The organism is Comamonas sp. GCA5 (genome assembly GCF_036541385.1).
In the GTDB taxonomy this organism is placed as follows: domain Bacteria; phylum Pseudomonadota; class Gammaproteobacteria; order Burkholderiales; family Burkholderiaceae_C; genus Comamonas; species Comamonas aquatica.
In genome coordinates, this window is record NZ_JAZHFR010000007.1 from 23,213 (window position 1) to 42,974 (window position 19,762).

The 19,762-nt window shown below is 66.2% G+C and carries 14 protein-coding genes and 1 pseudogene; 7 read left to right on the plus strand and 8 right to left on the minus strand.

The window, feature by feature from the left end; translation table 11 throughout:
- Nucleotides 1-60: 60 nt before the first annotated feature.
- The 3 genes from SJH88_RS02975 to SJH88_RS02985 are packed head-to-tail and all read right to left on the minus strand — an operon-like array spanning nt 61 to nt 3,296.
- Nucleotides 61-1,041, minus strand: coding sequence for a Bug family tripartite tricarboxylate transporter substrate binding protein (locus SJH88_RS02975; protein ID WP_274753567.1), 981 nt, complete (start codon nt 1,039-1,041; stop codon nt 61-63).
- Between the two features lie 57 nt (nt 1,042-1,098).
- Nucleotides 1,099-2,076 (minus strand): hydroxymethylglutaryl-CoA lyase, encoded by a 978-nt coding sequence (locus tag SJH88_RS02980; RefSeq protein ID WP_274753568.1) that lies wholly within the window; start codon nt 2,074-2,076, stop codon nt 1,099-1,101.
- Complete coding sequence (locus SJH88_RS02985) at nt 2,073-3,296, minus strand: CaiB/BaiF CoA transferase family protein (protein ID WP_274753569.1); 1,224 nt, start codon at nt 3,294-3,296, stop codon at nt 2,073-2,075. The genes SJH88_RS02980 and SJH88_RS02985 overlap by 4 nt, the downstream gene beginning before the upstream one ends.
- A 201-nt stretch (nt 3,297-3,497) precedes the next feature.
- Here SJH88_RS02985 and SJH88_RS02990 point away from each other — a divergent pair, with 201 nt between their 5' ends.
- The 6 genes from SJH88_RS02990 to SJH88_RS03015 all read left to right on the plus strand — a co-directional run bounded on the left by SJH88_RS02990 (nt 3,498) and on the right by SJH88_RS03015 (nt 10,577).
- Complete coding sequence (locus tag SJH88_RS02990) at nt 3,498-4,418, plus strand: LysR family transcriptional regulator (RefSeq protein ID WP_274753570.1); 921 nt, start codon at nt 3,498-3,500, stop codon at nt 4,416-4,418.
- 106 nt (nt 4,419-4,524) lie between these two features.
- Nucleotides 4,525-5,472, plus strand: coding sequence for a sulfurtransferase (locus SJH88_RS02995; protein WP_042416071.1), 948 nt, complete (start codon nt 4,525-4,527; stop codon nt 5,470-5,472).
- A 125-nt stretch (nt 5,473-5,597) separates the two neighbouring features.
- A complete protein-coding gene (locus SJH88_RS03000) occupies nt 5,598-6,692 on the plus strand; it encodes a YeeE/YedE thiosulfate transporter family protein (protein WP_274753571.1) in 1,095 nt (364 codons plus the stop codon).
- Nucleotides 6,693-6,709: 17 nt separating this feature from the next.
- On the plus strand, nt 6,710-6,877 hold the full coding sequence (locus tag SJH88_RS03005; protein ID WP_162858919.1) for a hypothetical protein: 168 nt from the start codon (nt 6,710-6,712) through the stop codon (nt 6,875-6,877).
- A 463-nt stretch (nt 6,878-7,340) separates the two neighbouring features.
- Nucleotides 7,341-8,987 (plus strand): methyl-accepting chemotaxis protein, encoded by a 1,647-nt coding sequence (locus SJH88_RS03010; RefSeq protein ID WP_270147934.1) that lies wholly within the window; start codon nt 7,341-7,343, stop codon nt 8,985-8,987.
- Between the two features lie 312 nt (nt 8,988-9,299).
- Nucleotides 9,300-10,577, plus strand: a complete 1,278-nt coding sequence (locus tag SJH88_RS03015) for an O-acetylhomoserine aminocarboxypropyltransferase/cysteine synthase family protein (RefSeq protein WP_274753572.1) — start codon at nt 9,300-9,302, stop codon at nt 10,575-10,577.
- A gap of 10 nt (nt 10,578-10,587) precedes the next feature.
- Here SJH88_RS03015 and SJH88_RS03020 read toward each other — a convergent pair whose 3' ends face one another.
- From SJH88_RS03020 to purL, 5 genes and pseudogenes are all read right to left on the minus strand, one after another.
- The gene (locus SJH88_RS03020; RefSeq protein ID WP_331698941.1) at nt 10,588-11,250 is read right to left on the minus strand and encodes a LysR family transcriptional regulator substrate-binding protein; all 663 of its coding nucleotides are present in this window, start codon (nt 11,248-11,250) and stop codon (nt 10,588-10,590) included.
- 190 nt (nt 11,251-11,440) lie between these two features.
- Entirely contained in the window at nt 11,441-12,028 is a 588-nt protein-coding gene (locus tag SJH88_RS03025) for an OmpW/AlkL family protein (protein ID WP_043384885.1), read from the minus strand.
- Between the two features lie 185 nt (nt 12,029-12,213).
- Nucleotides 12,214-13,221, minus strand: a complete 1,008-nt coding sequence (locus SJH88_RS03030) for a DUF808 domain-containing protein (protein ID WP_274753574.1) — start codon at nt 13,219-13,221, stop codon at nt 12,214-12,216.
- A gap of 102 nt (nt 13,222-13,323) precedes the next feature.
- Complete coding sequence (locus tag SJH88_RS03035) at nt 13,324-13,797, minus strand: rhodanese-like domain-containing protein (RefSeq protein WP_274753575.1); 474 nt, start codon at nt 13,795-13,797, stop codon at nt 13,324-13,326.
- A gap of 804 nt (nt 13,798-14,601) precedes the next feature.
- A pseudogene (gene purL / locus SJH88_RS03040) lies at nt 14,602-18,611 on the minus strand (phosphoribosylformylglycinamidine synthase).
- 241 nt (nt 18,612-18,852) lie between these two features.
- Here purL and map point away from each other — a divergent pair.
- Nucleotides 18,853-19,668, plus strand: a complete 816-nt coding sequence (gene map / locus SJH88_RS03045) for a type I methionyl aminopeptidase (RefSeq protein WP_043384897.1) — start codon at nt 18,853-18,855, stop codon at nt 19,666-19,668.
- Nucleotides 19,669-19,762: the final 94 nt, after the last annotated feature.

Consider the following 19,762-nt stretch of genomic DNA (forward strand, 5'->3'; position numbering starts at 1 on the left):
CCACAAAAAAAGGGCATCCTCGGATGCCCTTTTTTCATCGGCGGCGGGTCGCCCCAGCCATCAATCGGCCTTGATGTTGGCGGCCTTGACCACCTTGCCCCACAGGTCCCAGTCGCGCTTGACCATGGCCCCCAGGGCCTTGCTGTCCATGAAGTCGGCCGTGGCCCCCTGGTCCAGCGCCTTTTTCTGGAACGCCGGTTCGTTGAGCATGGCGCGCACATCGCCTTCCAGCTTGCGCACGATGGCCTCGGGCGTCTTGGCCGGCGCAAACAGCGCAAACCAAGAGGTGGCATTCACCCCGGGCAGACCGGCTTCGGCCGTAGTGGGCACCGACGCCAGGCTGGGCAGGCGCGCCTTGCTGGTCACGGCCAGCACCTTCAGCTTGCCGGCCTGGATGTGGGGCATGAAGGGCGGCGCCGTGCCGAAGGTCAGGTCCACCTGGCCGCCCAGCAGGTCCTGCAGCGCCGGGCCAGTGCCCTTGTAGGGCACGTGCACCATCTGGATGCCGGCGGCCTGCTCCAGCTGCACGCCAGTGACGTGCTGCAGCGAGCCGTTGCCCGAGGAGGCGTAGTTCAGCTTCATCGGGTGGGCCTTGGCATAGGCCACCAGCTCCTGCAGGGTGTTGACCGGCAGGTCCCCACGCACCACCACGATCTGCGGGGCCGACAGCACGTTGGCCACGGGCACAAAATCGTCACGTTCCCAGCTGGACTTGCCCAGGTGGGGCGAGATCACGTGGAAGCCCGAGTACTGCATCAGCAGGGTGTAGCCATCGGCCTCGGCGCGCTTGACCTGCGCGGTCGCGATGTTGCCGTTGCCACCGCCCTTGTTTTCGACCACCAGGGTCTGGCCCAGCATGGGGCCCAGGGCCTGGGCGGTCATGCGGGCGGCCAGGTCGGTGGTGCCGCCTGCCGCGGCCGGCACGACCATGGTGATCGGTTTGTGGGGGTAGGCCGTCTGTGCCAGGGCTGTGCCAGCCACGGTCGTGGCCAGTACCGAGGCCAGCGCCAGGCGTCCAAATTGCTTGCGAGTCATCGACATGGTTTCATCTCCTTCTTTGTTGTCATACGCCGGGACAGGGGTGACCTGCCCGGGCTGCTAGCGCGCCATAGCCCGGGCGCGAATTTCTGGCAGGGACACCGGTGCCGGGTGCAACTGGTGCGCCGGCCCGGCCTTGACGATGGGGCTGGGGATATCGTGGCCCAGCAAGGCCGGCAGCCCGGCAGCGATCTGCGTCAGTGCCGCCAGGTCCACCCCGGTGTCATAGCCCATCAGTTGCAGGGCATGCACCAGCTCCTCGGTGCAGGCGTTGCCGCTGGCCCCGGGGGCATAGGGGCAACCGCCCAGGCCACCGACCGAGGCATCGAAACGGTCGGCCCCGGCGTCGATGGCGGCCAGCACATTGGCCAGCGCCATGCCCCGCGTGTCGTGGAAATGCAGGGTCAGCGTGGTGGCCGGCCAGCGCGCCTTGAAGGCCTGGACCATGGCATGCACCTGGCGCGGATGGGCCATGCCCGTGGTGTCGCACAAGGTGATGCCCTGCACGCCAGCCGCCACAAAGCGCTGCACCCAGGCGAACACCTCGTCCACCGGCACATCGCCCTCCATCGGGCAGCCAAAGCTGCACGACAGCGACACATTGACAGCCACCCCCGCCTGCTGGGCGGTGGCGATCACGGCCTGCAGCCCGGCCCAGGACTGCTCGCGCAGCATGCGCAGGTTGCACAGGTTGTGGGTTTCGCTGGCCGACATGACCAGGTTCAACTCGTCGGCGCCGGCGGCAATCGCGCGCTCCGCGCCCTTGACGTTGGGCACCAGGCAGGTCAGCACGGTGCCCGGGCGGCGCGTGGTGCGGGCCAGCACCTCCTGTGCATCGGCCAGCGCCGGGATCGCCTGTGGCGAGACAAAGGCGGTCACCTCCACCTTGGCCATGCCGGTGGCCACCAGCGCATTGACCAGCGCGATCTTGTGCGCCGTGGGCACGAACACCGACTCCATCTGCAGGCCATCGCGCGGCCCGACCTCCTGGATAAACAGGCGTCGCCCGGCCCCTTGCCACACGCTGGGGGCGCTCATTCGATCACCCCCTGGCTGCGCAGTTGCGCAATCTGTGCGGCGTTCAGGCCCATGCCGGCCAGCACGGCATCCGTGTCATCGCCCAGGTGCGGTGCACTGCTGCGCACCGTGCCCGGGGTGGCCGACAGCTTGGGCACAACGCCCGGCACCTCCACGGTGTAGCCGTCGCGCGTGGCTTGCTGCAGGATCATGTCGCGCGCCCGGTAGTGCGGGTCTTCGCAGATGTCCTTGGCGGTGTAGACCCGGCCAGCCGGCACACGGGCCTGGGCCAAGACGTCCAACACCTCGGTGATGCTGCGGCTGCGGGTCCAGTCGCCGATGGCGGCATCGATCTCCTGCACCCGCGCCACCCGGCCTGCGTTGTTGGCCAGGTCGGGGGACTGGCCCAGGTCCTCGCGGCCAATCGCCTGCATCAGGCGCTTGAAGATGCTGTCGCCATTGCCGGCCACCAGCACCCAGCCGTCGGCGCAGGGGTAGGCATTCGACGGTGCAATCCCCGGCAGGGCGCTGCCGGCGGACTCGCGCACGGCACCGAAGGCACTGTACTCGGGCACCAGGCTTTCCATGACGTTGAACACCGCCTCGTGCAGGGCCACGTCGATCACCTGGCCCTGGCCGCCGTTGACCTTGCGGTGGTACAGCGCCGTCAGCACGCCGATCGTGCCGTGCAGCGCGGCCAGCGTATCGCCGATGGACACGCCGACACGCACCGGCACCCGCCCGGGCTCGCCGGTCAGGTGGCGCAGGCCACCCATGGCCTCGCCCACCACGCCAAAGCCCGGCAGGTCACGGTAGGGCCCGGTCTGGCCATAGCCGGAAATGCGCAGGATCACCAGCCCGGGGTTGATGGCATGCAGCGCCTCGGGCGACATGCCCCAGCCCTCGAGCGTGCCGGGGCGGAAGTTCTCGATCAGCACGTCGGCTTCGCGCAGCAGCTGGCGCGCCAGGTCCTGGCCCTGCGGCTGGCGCAGGTCCAACGCCACCGACTTCTTGTTGCGCGACTGCACCTGCCACCATACGGAGGTGCCGTCCTTGATCATGCGCCAGTTGCGCAAGGGATCGCCCGCGCCGGGCGCCTCGATCTTGATGACCTCGGCGCCGAATTCGCCCAAGGTCTTGCCGGCAAACGGGCCGGCAATCAGTTGCCCCATCTCCACCACGCGCACCCCGGCCAGGGCGCCTGGCTGGAGGGTGGTGGGGGCCATCGTGCTGTCTTGCATCTGCTTTCTCCGTGCTGGCAGCCCCGCACCGTGTGCGGGCTGCCGTCGCATGATGCAAAAGTCCAGGCCCGGCGCAAAACGCTGATTGGCGAAGCTGCCATCGCATTTTGGCAAAGCAACACTCCATACTGGTAATTACCCTTAATAGAAATCACCATATAAGCCACCTGCAATGCCCATACAGCAAAGCAAAATGTAGGAATGCGCCTAGACCCCACCTCCCTGCGTCTGTTTGTGGCCGTGATGGAAGAGCAGGCCATCGCCCGGGCTGCCGCGCGCGAGCACATCGCCACCTCGGCCGCCAGCCGCCGCCTGGCCGAGCTGGAAAACCAGCTCAAGGTGCGCCTGTTCGAGCGCAGCAACCGCGGCATCGCCCCCACCCCGGCGGCCTACACCCTGCTGGACCTGGCGCGCAGCGTGCTGGGCGAGATGGACGGTATCGCCCGCCAGATGCGCGAGTACGGCAGCGGCATGCGCGGCCACGTGCGCATGGTGGCCAACATCTCGGCCATCACGCAGTTCCTGCCGGCCCAGCTCAAGGGCTTTCTGGCCCAGCACCCCGAGGTGCAGGTCCACCTGCAGGAAAAGATCTCCACCGACATCGCCCTGGCCGTGGCCCAGAACACGGCGGACTTCGGCATCCTCAACGCCGGGCGCTACGGCGGCGAGCTGACCTACATGCCCTACCGCCGGGACGAGCTGATCCTGATCGCCCCCCAGGGCCACCCGCTGACGGCCCAGACCCGCGTGCGCATGCGCGAAGCGCTGGCCTACGACTTTGTGGGCGCCCACACCGGCAGCGCCATCAACGGCGTGCTGACCCGCAGCGCGGCGCAGCTGGACCTGCCGCTCAAGCTGCGCATCCAGGTGACCAGCTACGACGCGCTGTGCCTGATGGTCGCCGCCGGCCTGGGCGTGGGCGTGCTGCCGCGCCAGAGCGCGGCGCTCTACCAGGGCAGCCTGCCGATCCAGGCCCTGCGCCTGGACGAGCCCTGGGCCCAGCGCGAACTGGTGCTGTGCCTGCGCCATTACGCCTCGCTGCCGCCGGTGGCGCGGGCGCTGGTGGACCACCTGGTCGCACCGGCTGCGGGCGCACCGAAGGGGCCCAGCCTTATTCCCTGACGGCATAAGTTTGAAAGCGATGGTTCGTTCAAGCATCCTGTCGCTGCCACGACAATAGGGCCCTTCGTCACTTACGTGGGTGTCTGCTGCGCCAGGCACACATGCCATGACCTCTTCCAAGCTGATTGCCTTCTCCCTGTGCCTGGGTGCCAGCGGCTGGGCGCTGGCCGCTGAGCCACTGCTCACCCCCCAAGCCCTGTCGCCCCTGCTGCAACAACCCGGCGTGCGCGTGATCGACATCCGCGACCCCAAAGCCTTTGCCGCCCAGCACATTCCCGGCGCCGTGAACGCGCCCTACGGCCAGTGGCGCGGCCCGGCCACCAACCCGGGCGAACTGCCCGACCACGACAAGCTGGTCGCCCTGGTACAAAAACTGGGACTGACCGCCGCCACCCATGCCGTGGTGGTCTCCACCGGCAAGGACGCCACCGACTTCGGCGCCATGGCCCGCGTGTACTGGACGCTCAAGTCCCTGGGGCTGACCGAGCTGTCCATCGTCAACGGCGGCATGCAGGCCTGGCAGCAGGCCCAGTTGCCGCTGTCGACCACCCCGGTACAGGTGGCGCCCAGCACCTACGCTCCCACGTTCGATGCCACCTGGCTGTCGACGCGCGAGGACGTGCAGCAAAGCCTCAAGCTGAGCAACGCCGTGCTGGTCGATTCGCGCCCCGACGCTTTCTACCAGGGCAAGACCCAGGCGCCCGCCGCCAAGCTGGCCGGCACCCTGCCCGGCGCCGTGCAGTTGGACTTCAACCAGTGGTTCGAGCCCAAGACCGCACTGTTCGTCGACAAGGCCAAGGCCCAGGCGATTGCCGCACAGATCCAGGTGCCCAGCGGCCAGGGCGCCGTGGCCTTTTGCAACACCGGCCACTGGGCTGCGACCGACTGGTTCGGCATGAGCGAAGTGGCCGGCATGCCGCATGTCAAGCTGTACGCCGGCTCCATGGTCGACTGGACCCAGCAGCCCGATTACCCGGCCCTGCAGAACGCCCCCGGCCGTGGCGAGCAGCTGATGCGCGCCACCCAGCAGTGGTGGCAACGCAAGTTCAACTGATCCCACACTACATAAAAAGAGAGCAGTTAGCGCTGACTGAACAAGCACTTCCGGCATCAATCAGCGGAAAGTGCAAGCGGAACGCGCGCTGACCGCTCCTGTTTTTCAAGAGAGGCTGTCTTCGAATGAAGCGATTACCCTTGGCCATCCTCATGGCCGTGTTCTTTGGCTGGCTGCTGTGGTCGGTGTCCGTGCGCCAGGCCGCACTGTTTGCCGTCGGCATCGGCCTGGGCGCCGTGCTGGCTGGCAAGCGCTTTGGCTTCACCACCGGCTGGCGCCTGCTGGTCGAGGACAAGGACCCGTCCGGCGTCTTCGGCCAGCTGCTGCTGGCCCTGGCCGCCATCCTGGCCATGCCCCTGCTGGGCCACTTCCCCGAGCTGACGGCCGCCCTGGGCCCGCCCAGCGTGAGCCTGATCGTCGGCGCCTTCGTCTTCGGCCTGTGCATGCAGATTGCCGACGGCTGCGGCAGCGGCACGCTGTACAAGGCCGGCCTGGGCATCCCCATGAACGCCGCCATCCTGCCCGTGTTTGCCATCGGCAGCTTCCTGGGCAGCCTGCACCTGGGCTGGTGGCTGGACCTGGGCCGTGCCCAGCCCGTGGGCCTCGTGAGTGCCTGGGGCTGGCCCACCGCCCTGCTGGCCACCCTGGCCGGCCTGGCCGCCGTGGCCGCCGGCGTGAGCGCGTACTGCAAGCGCGCCAACCACCGTGCCGGGCGTGAGTACAAGCCGCTGTTCGTGCGCAAATGGGTGGTCGGCGCCGTGCTGCTGGCCGTGCTGGCCACGCTGAACCTGGTCATCGCCGGCCAGCCCTGGGGCGTGGTCTACGGCTTTGGCCTGTGGGCCGCCAAGGTCGCCAACGCCACCGGCGCGGTCGACGTGGGCAGCAGCTGGTTCTGGAGCCAGCCCGGCAACGCCCTGCGCCTGCAGGAGACGGTGCTGCTGGACGTGACCAGCATCACCAACATCGGCATCCTGGCCGGTGCCCTGTGGATCAGCGCCGGCACACCGGCCAGCGCCAAGCCGTTGACGGGCACGCAATGGGCCGTGGCCCTGGTCGCTGGCCTGGTGCTGGGCTACAGCTCGCGCCTGGCCTTTGGCTGCAACGTGGGGGCCATGTTCTCGGGCATCTCCACGGGCTCCATCCACGGCTGGATCTGGGTGCCACTGGCGTTTGCCGGCACCATCTTCGGCCTGCGCATCCGCCGCCATTTCGGCTTCTGACCCCGGAGGACAAGACCATGAGCCAATCGACCGTGCTGCGCACTGCGTTCTGGGTGATCCTGGTGGCCTTTCTGGCCTGGGACTACACCCACTCCCAACCCGTGGACCTGCGCTTCGAAGCCCCGCTGATCGCGGCCGGCTCCGGCGTTGCCGTGCAAGGCGGCCACTGCTCCATGCCGGATTGAACGCCGCACGCCCACCCTGCCCAAGGCCGCTGCATGCGGCCTTTTTTCATGCCGCAATAGCACAACAGACCGGGGCCGTCGATGCCGGCACCACAGGGTGCCACCTGGTGGGCACCTCCGGCTCCGGCCAGCAAGACCTTGTATACAGCAGGGTCTTAACCGTATTTCAACCATGCCGCCACACCATCGCCAATTTCGATTTCACACCCCGCGCAAAAGAAGACGGAAATGCCCAGCCCGTGCGCGCCAGCGGATATAAGCGAAAAGTTACAAATAGGAGCACCCCGGGCGCGGCAGCGCGTGCGTTGCGTCATGTGAGCGTCTCCTCATCCATTAACAATCTGCCACAATTTGTCACACAGAACCCGCAGGGCACAGTCTTTGCATCAGGTTCCATGGTGCACATCAAGGAATGTGCAGTTTCTGGAAGACCTTGGTTAGGAACACGTAAGCAATGAGAAATATGAGTATTCGGGGCAAGCTGTGGTCACTCGTCGCGGGCCTTTTGCTGCTGACAGCGGCCATGACCGGCATGCTGGGCTATCAGCTCTTCAAGAGCAATCAACACCTGTCCAGCATCTACAAGGACCAGGTGGCCCCCATGCAGTACCTCAAGCTGATCTCGGACGGCTATGGCATCAAGCTGGTGGAAATCACCAACAAGGTCTACAACCAGCAGATCCTGGCCGATTCGGGCAAGGAACAACTGGCCGAAGTGAAGAAGAACGCCGAGGCCGCCTGGCAGGCCTACCTGCCCTCGGTGGTCACCCCCGAGGAAAAGGAACTGGCCGACCGCGTGGGCGTGCTGCTGGATGCCATCACCCCGCGCATTGACGACGTGCTGCGCCTGTTCGAGCGCCAGGACCACGACTCGCTGGGCTCCTTCATCGAATACCGCCTGTTCCCCAGCGTGAGCCCTCTGGCCGCGGCCTTGCAGCAGCTGTCGGCGATGCAGGAAGAGCAGGCCCAGAGCGCCTACAACGAGGCCCAGTCCAGCCTGCGCCAGGCCGTGATTGCCGCCGGCGTGACGGCCGCCATCGTGCTGGTGCTGGCCCTGGCCGGCGCCACACTGCTGATCCGCACCATCACCCGCAGCCTGGACCGCGCCGTGCAAGTGGCCGAGACCGTGGCCCAGGGCGATCTGAGCTCCAGCATCCAGGTCACGTCCAAGGACGAGCTGGGCCGCCTGATGCTGGCCCTGCAGACCATGAACGGCAACCTGATCGGCATCGTGAACCGCATCCGTGAAAGCAGCGAATCGATTGCCACCGGCTCCAACCAGATCTCCACCGGCAACAACGACCTGTCGCAGCGCACCGAAGAGCAGGCCAGCAACCTGCAGCAGACCGCCGCCAGCATGGAAGAGCTGACCTCCACCGTGCGCCACAACACCGACAACGCCCAGCAAGCCACCCAGCTGGCGCGCAGCGCGGCACAAAGCGCCAACGCCGGCGGCCAAGCCATGGAGCAGGTCACCCAGACCATGGAAACCATCGCGGCCAGCTCGCGCAAGATTGCCGACATCATCGGCGTGATCGACGGCATCGCCTTCCAGACCAACATCCTGGCGCTGAACGCCGCGGTGGAAGCTGCGCGTGCTGGCGAACAAGGCCGTGGCTTTGCCGTGGTGGCCGGCGAGGTGCGTTCCCTGGCCGGCCGCAGCGCCGAAGCCGCCAAGGAAATCAAGCAGCTGATCCAGCAAAGCGTGAACCAGGTCAACGAAGGCACGCGCCTGGTGGACACCACGGGCCAGACCATCAACGAGGTCGTTCGCCAGGTGCAAAGCGTGGCCACGCTGATCCAGGAAATCAGCAACGCCAGCAACGAGCAAAGCCAGGGCACCAGCCAGGTCAGCGATGCGATTGCCCAGCTGGACCAGGTGACCCAGCAGAACGCCGCCCTGGTCGAGGAAAGCGCCGCCGCCGCCAGCAGCCTGAACATGCAGGCGGCCGAGCTGAACCAGCTGGTGGCCGTCTTCAAGACCGGCACCGGCACCTCGGCGCGCTTCGCGGCTGTGGCGCCCAAGCTGGCCCCCGCCGGCAGCGCGGCCCCTGCCCGTCAGGTGGCTGCCACTTCGCAGGCTGGCAACGAGCCCGCCCTGCTGAACTGAGCCCCGGCACAGTCCAGCCTTTCCCGCACGGCCACCCGGCTGTGCGGGCCTCCGCCCCACCCGCCACCCCTGCCGTGTTGCGCAGGCACCGCGCCCACCAGGCCACAGCGTGCGCGCAGCTTCAGCACCCAAAGTGCCAATGACGCTGGTGCAGCCAGCGCTGACAGCTCTCAATTTCAAAGCACATCCGGCCGCTGCTGTGCACGCACCGCTGGCGGCATAAGCACATCACGGATGCGTAGTTGGCGCCGCCAGGGTTCTTCTCCACAATCGTTGCACCTTCTACAACGATTGAACCCGGAGACCCTTGTCATGCGCATTGAAACCCTGGCCGTCCATGCCGGCTACAGCCCCGACCCCACCACCAAGGCCGTGGCCGTGCCCATCTACCAGACGGTGGCCTATGCCTTCGACAGCGCGCAGCATGGCGCCGACCTGTTCGACCTGAAGGTGCCGGGCAACATCTACACCCGCATCATGAACCCCACCACCGACGTGCTGGAAAAGCGCGTCGCGGCGCTGGAAGGCGGGATTGCCGCGCTGGCTGTGGCCTCGGGCATGGCGGCCATCACCGCCGCCATCCAGACCCTGGCCGAAGCGGGCGACAACATCGTCAGCGCCAGCACGCTCTACGGCGGTACCTACAACCTGTTTGCCCACACCTTCCCGCAGCAGGGCATCGAGGTGCGCTTTGCCGATCCGCGCGACCCAGCCAGCTTCGGCGCGCTGATCGACGCCAAGACCAAGGCGGTGTTCATCGAGTCCATCGGCAACCCGCTGGGCAATGTCACCGACATCCGCGCGCTGGCCGATGTGGCCCATGCGCATGGCGTGCCACTGATCGTGGACAACACCGTGCCCAGCCCCTACCTGCTGCGCCCGTTTGAATTTGGTGCCGACATCGTCGTGCACTCGCTGACCAAGTACCTGGGCGGCCACGGCACCAGCGTGGGCGGCGCCATCGTGGACAGCGGCAAGTTCCCCTGGGCCGAGCACAAGGCCCGCTTCAAGCGCCTGAACGAGCCCGACGTCAGCTACCACGGCGTGGTCTACACCGAAGCCCTGGGCCCTGCGGCCTTCATCGGCCGCGCGCGCGTGGTGCCTCTGCGCAACATGGGCGCGGCCATCTCGCCGCAAAACGCCTTCCAAATCCTGCAAGGCATTGAAACCCTGGCCCTGCGCATGGACCGCATCTGCGAGAACACGCAGAAGATTGCCGAAACCCTGCAAAACCACCCCAAGGTGGAATGGGTGCGCTATGCGGGCCTGAAGGACCACCCCGACCACGCCATCGTGCAAAAGCAATCGGGCGGCCGCGCCTCGGGCATCCTGTCGTTCACTCTCAAGGGCGCAGAAGGCCGCGCGGCCGGTGCGCGTTTCCTCGATGCCCTGCAGCTGTTCACCCGCCTGGTGAACATTGGCGATGCCAAGTCGCTGGCCACGCACCCGGCCTCCACCACCCACCGCCAGCTGGACGCGGCCGAACTGGCCAAGGCCGGTGTGACCGAAGGCATGGTGCGCCTGTCCGTGGGCATCGAGCACATCGACGACCTGCTGGCCGACCTGGACCAGGCCCTGGCCCAGGTCTGAGGACTGGGGCTCAGGCCCCAGGCACCTGTGCAGGGCCCTTGGCCTGTGCGCAGGTGGGCGGCGGCAGGCATTGCGCCAGGATGAGCTCCTTGAGCCGCTCTGCCGCCGGGGGCAGCGCATGGCCGCGCGGCCAGATCATGTTCAGGTGCGTGCGCAGCTTGGCATCGGCCAGCGGCACCAGCACAGGCAGGCCCTGCATGCCCAACTGGGCAAAGCTGTCGGGAGCAAAGGCCACGCCCAGGCCTTTTTGCACCATCAGCAGCATGGGCAAGGTCTCCACCCCCCAGTAGGCCACTTCCGGCGTGAACCCGGCTTCCTGGCAGGCGCGCAGCAGCATGTCCGAAATGCCGGTGCCCAGCAGCGAGCTGTGCAGCAAAAAGCGCTCTGCGCGCAACGCCCCCAAGGCAATCTGGGCCTGCCCGCACAAGGGATGCTGCGGCGGCAAGGCCACCCGCAAGGGTTCGTTCATCACCTCCTGGTTCTGCAGCTCCGGCGCCGCAAACTGGCTGCGGCAGATGACCAGGTCCAGGCTGCGCTCGCGCAGACGCTGGAGCAGGTAGCCGGTTTCCCCCTCGTGCACATGGACCGTGATCTTCATCGCACTGGCCAGCAATTGCTCCATCACGCGCGGCATGATGAACAGGCTGGCCGCCGTGGCGCAGCCAATGTGCACCGTGCCCCTGCTGGCCTGGCACTGTAGGTGTCGCCGATGGCCTTGCGCCGGCGCATCTGTGACCTGTGGGTGAGCGGTTTGCGCCTGATGGCCCACGCCCTGCTGGAATCAATCTAGTGCCGCACAGTTGCAGGCATAAAAAAACCGCTGCCATGGCAGCGGTTGGAAGCCCTTGGAGAGAGCTGGAAATTTAGAAGCGGTAGCCGACGCCCACGCCAAGCAGGATGGGATCGATCTTGAACTTGCCGATGCCGTTGTTGATGGTCGTGTCGATATACACCTTCTTCACGTCGAAGTTCAGCGACCAGTTCTTGTCCAGCGCATAGTCAAAACCGACTTGCAGAGCACCGCCCCAGCTGTTGCGCTTCACATCCAGACCGGCGGGCAGGTCAACATTCGAGAAGCGTGTGTAGTTGATACCAGCACCCACGTAAGGCTTGAAAGCACCAAAGTTGGTGAAGTGGTACTGGGCCATCAGGCTGGGAGGCAGGTGCTTCAGCGAACCAATCTTGGCGCCATTCAGTCGCACGTCCTGCTTTTGAGGGTAGGTCAGGACCAGTTCAGCGGCGAAGTTGGGGGTGAAGTAGTAGCTGATGTCCAGCTCAGGAATCACCTTGTCGTTGATGCTAACGCCAGCAGCACCGGCAGCACCGCCGTTATCGCTTTCCAGGTGCACAGCGCGCACGCGCACTTGCCACTTGCCATCTTGCTGCTGCGCCATGGCAGCACCGGAAGTCATTGCACACAGAGCGGCCACGGCCAGCAGAGTCTTTTTCATAGTAGGTGTTTGGTCAAAGTCCGGGGACAACCCCCGTGACAGCCATTGCATCACTGCGCCCCACCCTGGGGTTTGCCTTAGGTCAACCCGGTCACCAGCGCGATTTCAGAGTTTGCTGAAATGTTGGAATTGAGCAACAAACCCTGCCACCCCGCTTCCATCGCCCATGCACGGTGCCCCAGGGACTAGTGCGCGTCCGCGGTGCCGCGCAGGCGCTGCACCGCTTGCACCAGCACCACGATCACCCCGCCAATGAAGGCGCCCACCCCCACATGGACCAGCAGCGGCACCAGCAAGGCCACGACGCCACCCAGCGGGGCAATGCTGGCATCCAGCCAGGCCTGGATCGGCCGCAGGCCGTGCACCAGCAGGCTGCCTCCCACCAGGAACATGGCCGCCGTGCCCACGATCGACAGGCCCTTCATCAGCCAGGGGGTGAAAGCAATCAGGCCGCGGCCCAGGGTCTGCAGGCTGGCACGGTCCTTGGACATCCAGGCATTGCCGACATCGTCCATGCGCACAATGCAAGCCACCAGGCCATACACGAACACGGTGATGGCCAAGGACACCGCCACCAGCACGCTGAACTGCTTGACCAGCGGTTCGTTGGCCACGGTGCTCAACGCAATCGCCAGGATTTCGGCCGAGAGGATGAAGTCCGTGCGGATGGCACCCTTGATCTTTTGCTGCTCATAGTCCGCGGCGTCCATGCCACGCTGCTTGGCCTCGCGCACCGACGACTGCGCCACGCCCTGGGCCTGTGCTTCCTGGGCCTCCTGCACGGGATCGTGGCCGTTGCGGCGCTGGTGCAGGGTGTGCAGGATCTTCTCCACCCCCTCGAAGCACAGGAAGGCACCGCCCACCATCAACAACGGGGTGATCAGCCAGGGCATGAAGGCGCTGATCAGCAGGAAAGCCGGCACCAGGATCACCTTGTTGAGCAACGACCCCTTGGCCACGCCCCAGACCACGGGCAGCTCACGGTGGGTGCGCACGCCGGTCACCTGCTCGGCGTTCAGGGCCAGGTCATCGCCCAGCACGCCCGCGGTCTTCTGCATGGCCACCTTGGTCATGCCCGCTACGTCGTCGGCCATGGCGGCCGATTTGCGCGCGGCCACCTTGCTCATCAGGGCCACGTCGTCCAACACGGCAGCAATGTCATCCAGCAGCATCAACAGTCCAGCACCGGCCATCTCGACTCCTTGGTGAATGTCCGCCGCACGCTTGCTTGCGCGGCATGACGTGAATCTTCAAAACATGGCAGCCGCCCCGCCACAGCCAGGCGGCTGCGGGACTCAGGGCTTGTCGTAATACGCCTGGGCCGCGTCGCTCAGCAGGTTGGGGTGCATGCTGACCGCATACGGCAGGCCCAGGAAGTTGCGCCAGCCGCCCCGGTCGGCCTCGGTGAGCTTGCCGTCCTTGTTGACGTCCAGCGCCACCGGCGCCACGCCGTAGAAGCTGCCGCCCACGCCGTCCAGCTTGAGCTTGTCGCCCTTCTTGTCCGTGCTGAGCACGCGGCCACTGGCGGCATCCACGGCCACCAGCGGTTCACCGACAAAGCCTTCGCGGACCACGTACACCTCGGTATAGCCCTGACCAGCCCAGCGCTTGTCGACCAGCAGGTCGGGCCGCGCCAGCAGATTGGCCACCTCGGCCGCGCAGGCGCCCGTGCGGCACAGCACGGCCACCGGCGCATCCTTGTACGGCAGCACCGCCTGCACGGCCTGCCAGAAGTCCGCCGCGCTGACGCGCACCTCGGTGCCCGGCACCGCGCCATAGCGGCATTGGCTGCCATCGTCCGAACGGATCTGCGCCTCGGCCGCCCCAAACGGGTGGGGCTGGCACTGCTGGTACAGGCGTGGAAACGGCAGGTGGCGCGCCCCTCGGGGTGACCCAGGCGGTATTCCGTGGCATCGCGCACATCGATCAGCGCCATGCGCTGGCTGGCCGGCAATTGCGTGCCCACATAGGCCCGGGCCGCGCTGATGTCACCCGCGTAATGGCGCACGGGGGCGTACAGGGGCTGCGCCGGTGCCGCCTTGGTCACGGGGGTGGTGGCCGTGCTCTTGCCGCCGCCATACCAGCCTTGGACATAGGCACAGCCCGAAGTGAGCAGCACGGACGACAAGGCCAAGGCCTTCAGGACCCAGGAAGAAGAGGTTTGCATACACATGGTGAAAGAAGAACCCGCGGGCACGAAGACTGCGCCTGCGCTGTGGCCGCCATCATAGAGGGGCGCCGGGGCTGCACCACCGCATCGCCGCTGTGGACATGGCTGGGCCTGCACCAGGTCGTCACCCCGTGCTGCGCCGCCGGCAGTCCACCCACCGATGTATTGGCAGGCATGCTGGCCCTGCTGCGCTGGCTGGGTCCGGTGTTGCCCAGGTTGCAATTTAAAAAAGAGAGCAGCTTGCGCTGCCCCAATCTGCTGTTCAACGCCATTCAGGCTTGAAGTGCTTGAATGACCAGCACAGCACGCTCTCTTTTTGATGCAGTGTCCATAAAAAAAGGCCCTGCCTGCGCAGAGCCTTGTGTGCCAAGCGCGCAAGCTGCCTAGCAGCTTGCGGTGGCCATCAACCCAACCACTTGCGGGCGTTGCGCCAGACGCGCATCCAGGGGCTGAAGGCGGACTTGTCGCCCGAGGTCCAGCTCATCTGCACGTTGCGGAACACGCGCTCGGGGTGGGGCATCATGGCCGTGAAGCGGCCATCGGCCGTGGTCACCGCCGTCAGGCCACCGGCCGAGCCGTTGGGGTTGAACGGATACTGCTCGGTCGGCTGGCCGTGGTTGTCCACATAGCGCATGGCCTTCACGACTTGGTCTGCATTTCCACGGAACTGGAAGTTGGCATAGCCCTCACCGTGTGCCACGGCGATCGGCAGGCGCGAACCGGCCATGCCCTGCAGGAAGATGGAGGGCGACTCCAGCACTTCCACCATGGACAGGCGCGCCTCGAAGCGGTTGCTCTGGTTTTGCGTGAAGCGTGGCCAGTCCTGCGCGCCGGGGATGATGTCGGCCAGCTCGGCAAACATCTGGCAGCCGTTGCACACGCCCAGGCCGAAGGTGTCCTGGCGGCCAAAGAAGGCCTGGAACTGCTCGGACAGGCGGTCGTTGAAGGTGATGGAACGCGCCCAGCCAATGCCCGCACCCAGGGTGTCGCCGTAGCTGAAGCCGCCACAGGCGACCACACCGGCAAAGTTCTTCAACTCTGCGCGGCCGGCCTGCAAGTCGCTCATGTGCACGTCCACCGTATCAAAGCCGGCTTCGGTGAAGGCGTAGGCCATTTCCACGTGCGAGTTCACGCCCTGCTCGCGCAGCACGGCCACGCGGGGCTTGGCGGCCACGTTGATGAAGGGCGCCGCCACGTTGTCCTGGGGGTCGAACGTCAGGTGCACGTGCATGCCGGGGTCGGTGGGCTCACCGGCGGCGGCGTGTTCGCTGTCGGCACACACGGGGTTGTCGCGCTGCTGGCAGATCTTCCAGCTCACGGCGTCCCAGACCTGGTGCAGGTCGCTTAATGTCGCGCCAAACACCTTTTGTGCATCGCGCCAGACCTGCAGCTCGCCCTTGCCGGCGTCCACGGGGGACGATGCGGGGCGGGTCTTGCCGATGGTGTGGCTGCACTGGATCAGGCCGTGCTCGCGCAGCACGTGCATGACTTCGGCGCGGTCTTCGGTCTTGATCTGCAGCACCACGCCCAGCTCTTCGTTGAACAGCGCGCGCAGCGTCAGGTCCTCGCGGCGGCCGGCCACCTGCTTGCCCCAGTTCTTGCCCTCGCCGCTGTCCATGCGGCTGTCGCTGATGCCGTCGCCTTCGGTGATCAGCATGTCCACGTTCAGCGCCACGCCCACATGGCCGGCAAAGGCCATCTCGGCCACGGTGGCCAGCAGGCCGCCGTCGCCCTTGTCGTGGTAGGCCAGGATCAGGCCCTTGGCACGCAGTGCGTTGACCGCATCGACCAGAGCGATCAGGTCTTTGGCATCGTCCAGATCGGGCGTCTCGTTGCCCGACTGGTTCAGCACCTGGCCGATGATGGAGCCGCCCATGCGCATCTTGCCGCGGCCCAGGTCAATCAGCACCAGGGTGCTGTCCTCCACCTCGGCGTCCAGCTGCGGGGTCAGCGTGGTGCGTACGTCGTCAATCGCGGCAAAGCCAGTGATGATCAGGCTCACGGGCGAGGTGACCTTCTTGGTCTGGCCGTCCTCGCTCCACTGCGTGCGCATGGACAGGCTGTCCTTGCCCACGGGGATCGAGATGTTCAGCGCGGGGCACAGCTCCATGCCCACGGCCTTGACGGTGGCGTACAGCGCGGCGTCTTCGCCGGCTTCACCGCAGGCGGCCATCCAGTTGGCCGACATCTTGACCTTGGGCAGTTCGATGGGCGCGGCCAGCATGTTGGTGATGGCTTCGGCCACGGCCATGCGGCCCGAGGCCGGGGCGTTGATGGCCGCCAGCGGTGTGCGCTCGCCCATGGCCATGGCTTCACCCTTGAAGCCCTGGTAGTCGGCCAGGGTCACGGCCACGTCGGCCACCGGCACCTGCCAGGGGCCGACCATCTGGTCGCGGTGGGTCAGGCCGCCCACGGCGCGGTCGCCGATGGTGATCAAAAAGCGCTTGGACGCCACGGTGGGGTGGGCCAGCACGTCGATCACGGCCTGCTCCAGCGCCACGCCGGTCAGGTCCATGGCGGGCAGCGTGCGCTCCAAGCTGGTCACGTCCTTGTGCATCTTGGGCGGCTTGCCCAGCAGCACGTTCATGGGCATGTCCACGGGGAACTTCTGGTCGCCGGACTCGACCGCTGTGTCTTCCAGCACCAGCTGGCGCTCTTCGGTGGCCACACCGATCACGGCGAACGGGCAGCGCTCGCGCTCGCAGAAGGCGGTGAACTGGGCCAGCGATTCGGGCGCGATGGCCAGCACGTAGCGCTCTTGCGATTCGTTGGACCAGATTTCCTTGGGCGACAGGCCCGACTCTTCCAGCTTGACGGCGCGCAGGTCAAAGCGCGCGCCACGGCCGGCGTCGTTGGTCAGTTCGGGGAAAGCGTTGGAGATACCGCCGGCACCCACGTCGTGGATGGCCAGGATGGGGTTCTCGGTGCCTTGCGCCCAGCAGTGGTTGATGACTTCCTGCGCCCGGCGCTCGATCTCAGGGTTGCCGCGCTGCACCGAGTCGAAGTCCAGTTCCGCCGCGTTCGTGCCCGAAGCCATGGAGCTGGCTGCACCGCCGCCCATGCCAATGCGCATGCCGGGGCCGCCCAGCTGGATCAGCAACGTGCCAGCGGGGAATTCGATCTTCTTGGTCAGCTCGGCGTCGATCACGCCCAGGCCGCCGGCGATCATGATGGGCTTGTGGTAGCCGCGGGTGATGTCGCCGACCTGCTGTTCGTACTCGCGGAAATAGCCGGTCAGGTTGGGACGGCCAAACTCGTTGTTGAACGCCGCGCCACCCAGGGGGCCTTCGATCATGATCTGCAGCGGGCTGGCAATGTGCTCGGGCTTGCCGACTTCGCTGCCCCACAGCTTGGAGACGGTGAAGCCGGTCAGGCCGGCCTTGGGCTTGGAGCCACGGCCGGTCGCGCCTTCGTCACGGATTTCGCCGCCGGCGCGGTCGAGGCACCGGGGAAGGGCGAGATGGCCGTGGGGTGGTTGTGCGTCTCCACCTTCATCAGCACATGGTGGGTGGCCGTCTTCTTTTGATAGCTGGGAGCGCTGACCGCGCCTGCCTTGGCATCGAATTGGGCCACGAAGCGCTCGACCGCATGGCCTTCCATGATGGAGGCGTTGTCGGAGTACGCCACCACGGTGTGCTGGGGCGAGACGGCTTCGGTGTTGCGAATCATGCCGAACAACGACTTGTCCTGCTCCACGCCGTCGATGGTGAACTTGGCGTTGAAGATCTTGTGGCGGCAGTGCTCGGAGTTGGCCTGCGCAAACATCATCAGTTCCACGTCCGTGGGGTTGCGCTTCAGGTCGTGGAAAGCCTTGACCAGGTACTCGATCTCGTCGTCGGCCAGGGCCAGGCCCCACTGCTTGTTCGCGGTTTCCAGCGCCGTGCGGCCACCGCCCAGCACGTCCACAAACTCCATGGGCTGGGCCTGCAGGGTGGAGAACAACTGCTCGGCTTCGGCACGGGTGGCGAAGACCGATTCGGTCATGCGGTCGTGCAGCAAGGCCGCGATCTGCGCGGTCTGCGCTTGCGACAGCTCAGGCTTGCCGCCCAACAGGCCGGACTTCACCTCCACGCGGTACTCGGTCATGCGTTCAACGCGGAACACCTCCAGGCCGCAGTTGCGCGCGATGTCGGTGGCCTTGGAGGCCCAGGGCGAGATGGTGCCCAGGCGCGGGGTCACGACCAGGGCCACACCGTCGCTGCCGCCGACATACGGGTCGCCATACGTCAACAAGGCCGCCAGACGCTGCGCTTGCTCGGCAGTCGGGGCGGCCTCGGTGGCGACCAGGTGCACAAATCGGGCGCTGATGCCCGTGATCTTGGGGTGGATGGCGACCAGATCGGTCAGGAGTTGCTGGGCGCGGAACGAGCTCAGGGCGTTTCCACCCTCAAACTGAGTCAAATGCAAGGTCACGAGGCGGCCTGTTTATGTGAAGGCTGGTCAAAAGCGTCCCGCCCTGAGGACAAGCACCAAGGCAGGGACGCTGAATTGAGAGAGTTGCGATTTTACCGGGTCGAATACCCTATATATGGAAAGCAATATGAGCAGGGGGAATAGACACAGGCTTTGCACACAATCGCCAACACCCTGCTAGCAACTTCCCCAAGCGGGCCTGTGCCGCCACCGAAAGCCGGCCGATGGAATAATCCAGGGCATGAGCATCACCATCAAAACCCCGCAAGACATCGAGCGCATGCGCATTGCAGGCCGACTGGCTTCGGAAGTGCTGGACTACATCACCCCCCACATCAAGCCCGGCATCACCACCGCAGAGATCGACCGCCTGGGTGCCGAGTGCATGGCCCAGCAGGGCACCCGGTCCGCCACCATCGGCTACCAGCCCCCGGGCTACCCGCCCTACCCCGGCCACCTGTGCACCTCGCCCAACCACGTGGTGTGCCACGGCATCCCGAACGACAAGCCGCTGAAGAAGGGCGACATCATCAACGTGGACGTCACCGTCATCACCGAAGACGGCTGGTACGGCGACAACAGCCGCATGTTCATGATCGGCGAAGGCACCATCGCCGGCAAGCGCCTGTCCAAGCTGACCTTTGAAGCCATGTGGCTGGGCATCCAGCAGGTCAAGCCCGGCGCCACGCTGGGCGACATCGGCCACGCCATCCAGACCTACGCCGAAAAGCACAACCTGTCGGTGGTGCGCGAATACTGCGGCCACGGCATCGGCCAGAAATTCCACGAAGAGCCCCAGGTGCTGCACTACGGCAAGCCCGGCACGGGCACGGTGCTGGAAGAAGGCATGGTCTTCACCATCGAGCCCATGCTGAACCTGGGCAAGCGCGAGGTGAAGGAACTGGGCAACGACGGCTGGACCATCATCACCAAGGACCGCAGCCTGTCGGCCCAGTGGGAGCTGATGCTGGCCGTGACCAAGACCGGCTACGACATCCTGACCTGGTCCGAGGGCTCGCCCACGCCGCCCGACTTCATCACCGGCATCCGCACCTGATGCGGCACCAGCCCTGACGCCCTGTGACAAGGCAGTCCCGCTGCAGGCGGACTGCCTTTTTTCATGGCGGGATCGTGCACACTCGGGTTCCAGG

Bases quoted from the DNA above. Each gene is read 5' to 3' on its own strand.
- SJH88_RS02995 (WP_042416071.1), top strand. From the start codon at position 4,525: ATGACCTCTTCCAAGCTGATTGCCTTCTCCCTGTGCCTGGGTGCCAGC.
- SJH88_RS02985 (WP_274753569.1), bottom strand. From the start codon at position 3,296: ATGCAAGACAGCACGATGGCCCCCACCACCCTCCAGCCAGGCGCCCTG.
- SJH88_RS03010 (WP_270147934.1), top strand. From the start codon at position 7,341: ATGAGTATTCGGGGCAAGCTGTGGTCACTCGTCGCGGGCCTTTTGCTG.
- SJH88_RS02990 (WP_274753570.1), top strand. From the start codon at position 3,498: ATGCGCCTAGACCCCACCTCCCTGCGTCTGTTTGTGGCCGTGATGGAA.
- SJH88_RS02975 (WP_274753567.1), bottom strand. From the start codon at position 1,041: ATGTCGATGACTCGCAAGCAATTTGGACGCCTGGCGCTGGCCTCGGTA.
- SJH88_RS03000 (WP_274753571.1), top strand. From the start codon at position 5,598: ATGAAGCGATTACCCTTGGCCATCCTCATGGCCGTGTTCTTTGGCTGG.
- SJH88_RS03005 (WP_162858919.1), top strand. From the start codon at position 6,710: ATGAGCCAATCGACCGTGCTGCGCACTGCGTTCTGGGTGATCCTGGTG.
- SJH88_RS02980 (WP_274753568.1), bottom strand. From the start codon at position 2,076: ATGAGCGCCCCCAGCGTGTGGCAAGGGGCCGGGCGACGCCTGTTTATC.
- SJH88_RS03030 (WP_274753574.1), bottom strand. From the start codon at position 13,221: ATGGCCGGTGCTGGACTGTTGATGCTGCTGGATGACATTGCTGCCGTG.
- SJH88_RS03015 (WP_274753572.1), top strand. From the start codon at position 9,300: ATGCGCATTGAAACCCTGGCCGTCCATGCCGGCTACAGCCCCGACCCC.
- map (WP_043384897.1), top strand. From the start codon at position 18,853: ATGAGCATCACCATCAAAACCCCGCAAGACATCGAGCGCATGCGCATT.
- SJH88_RS03025 (WP_043384885.1), bottom strand. From the start codon at position 12,028: ATGAAAAAGACTCTGCTGGCCGTGGCCGCTCTGTGTGCAATGACTTCC.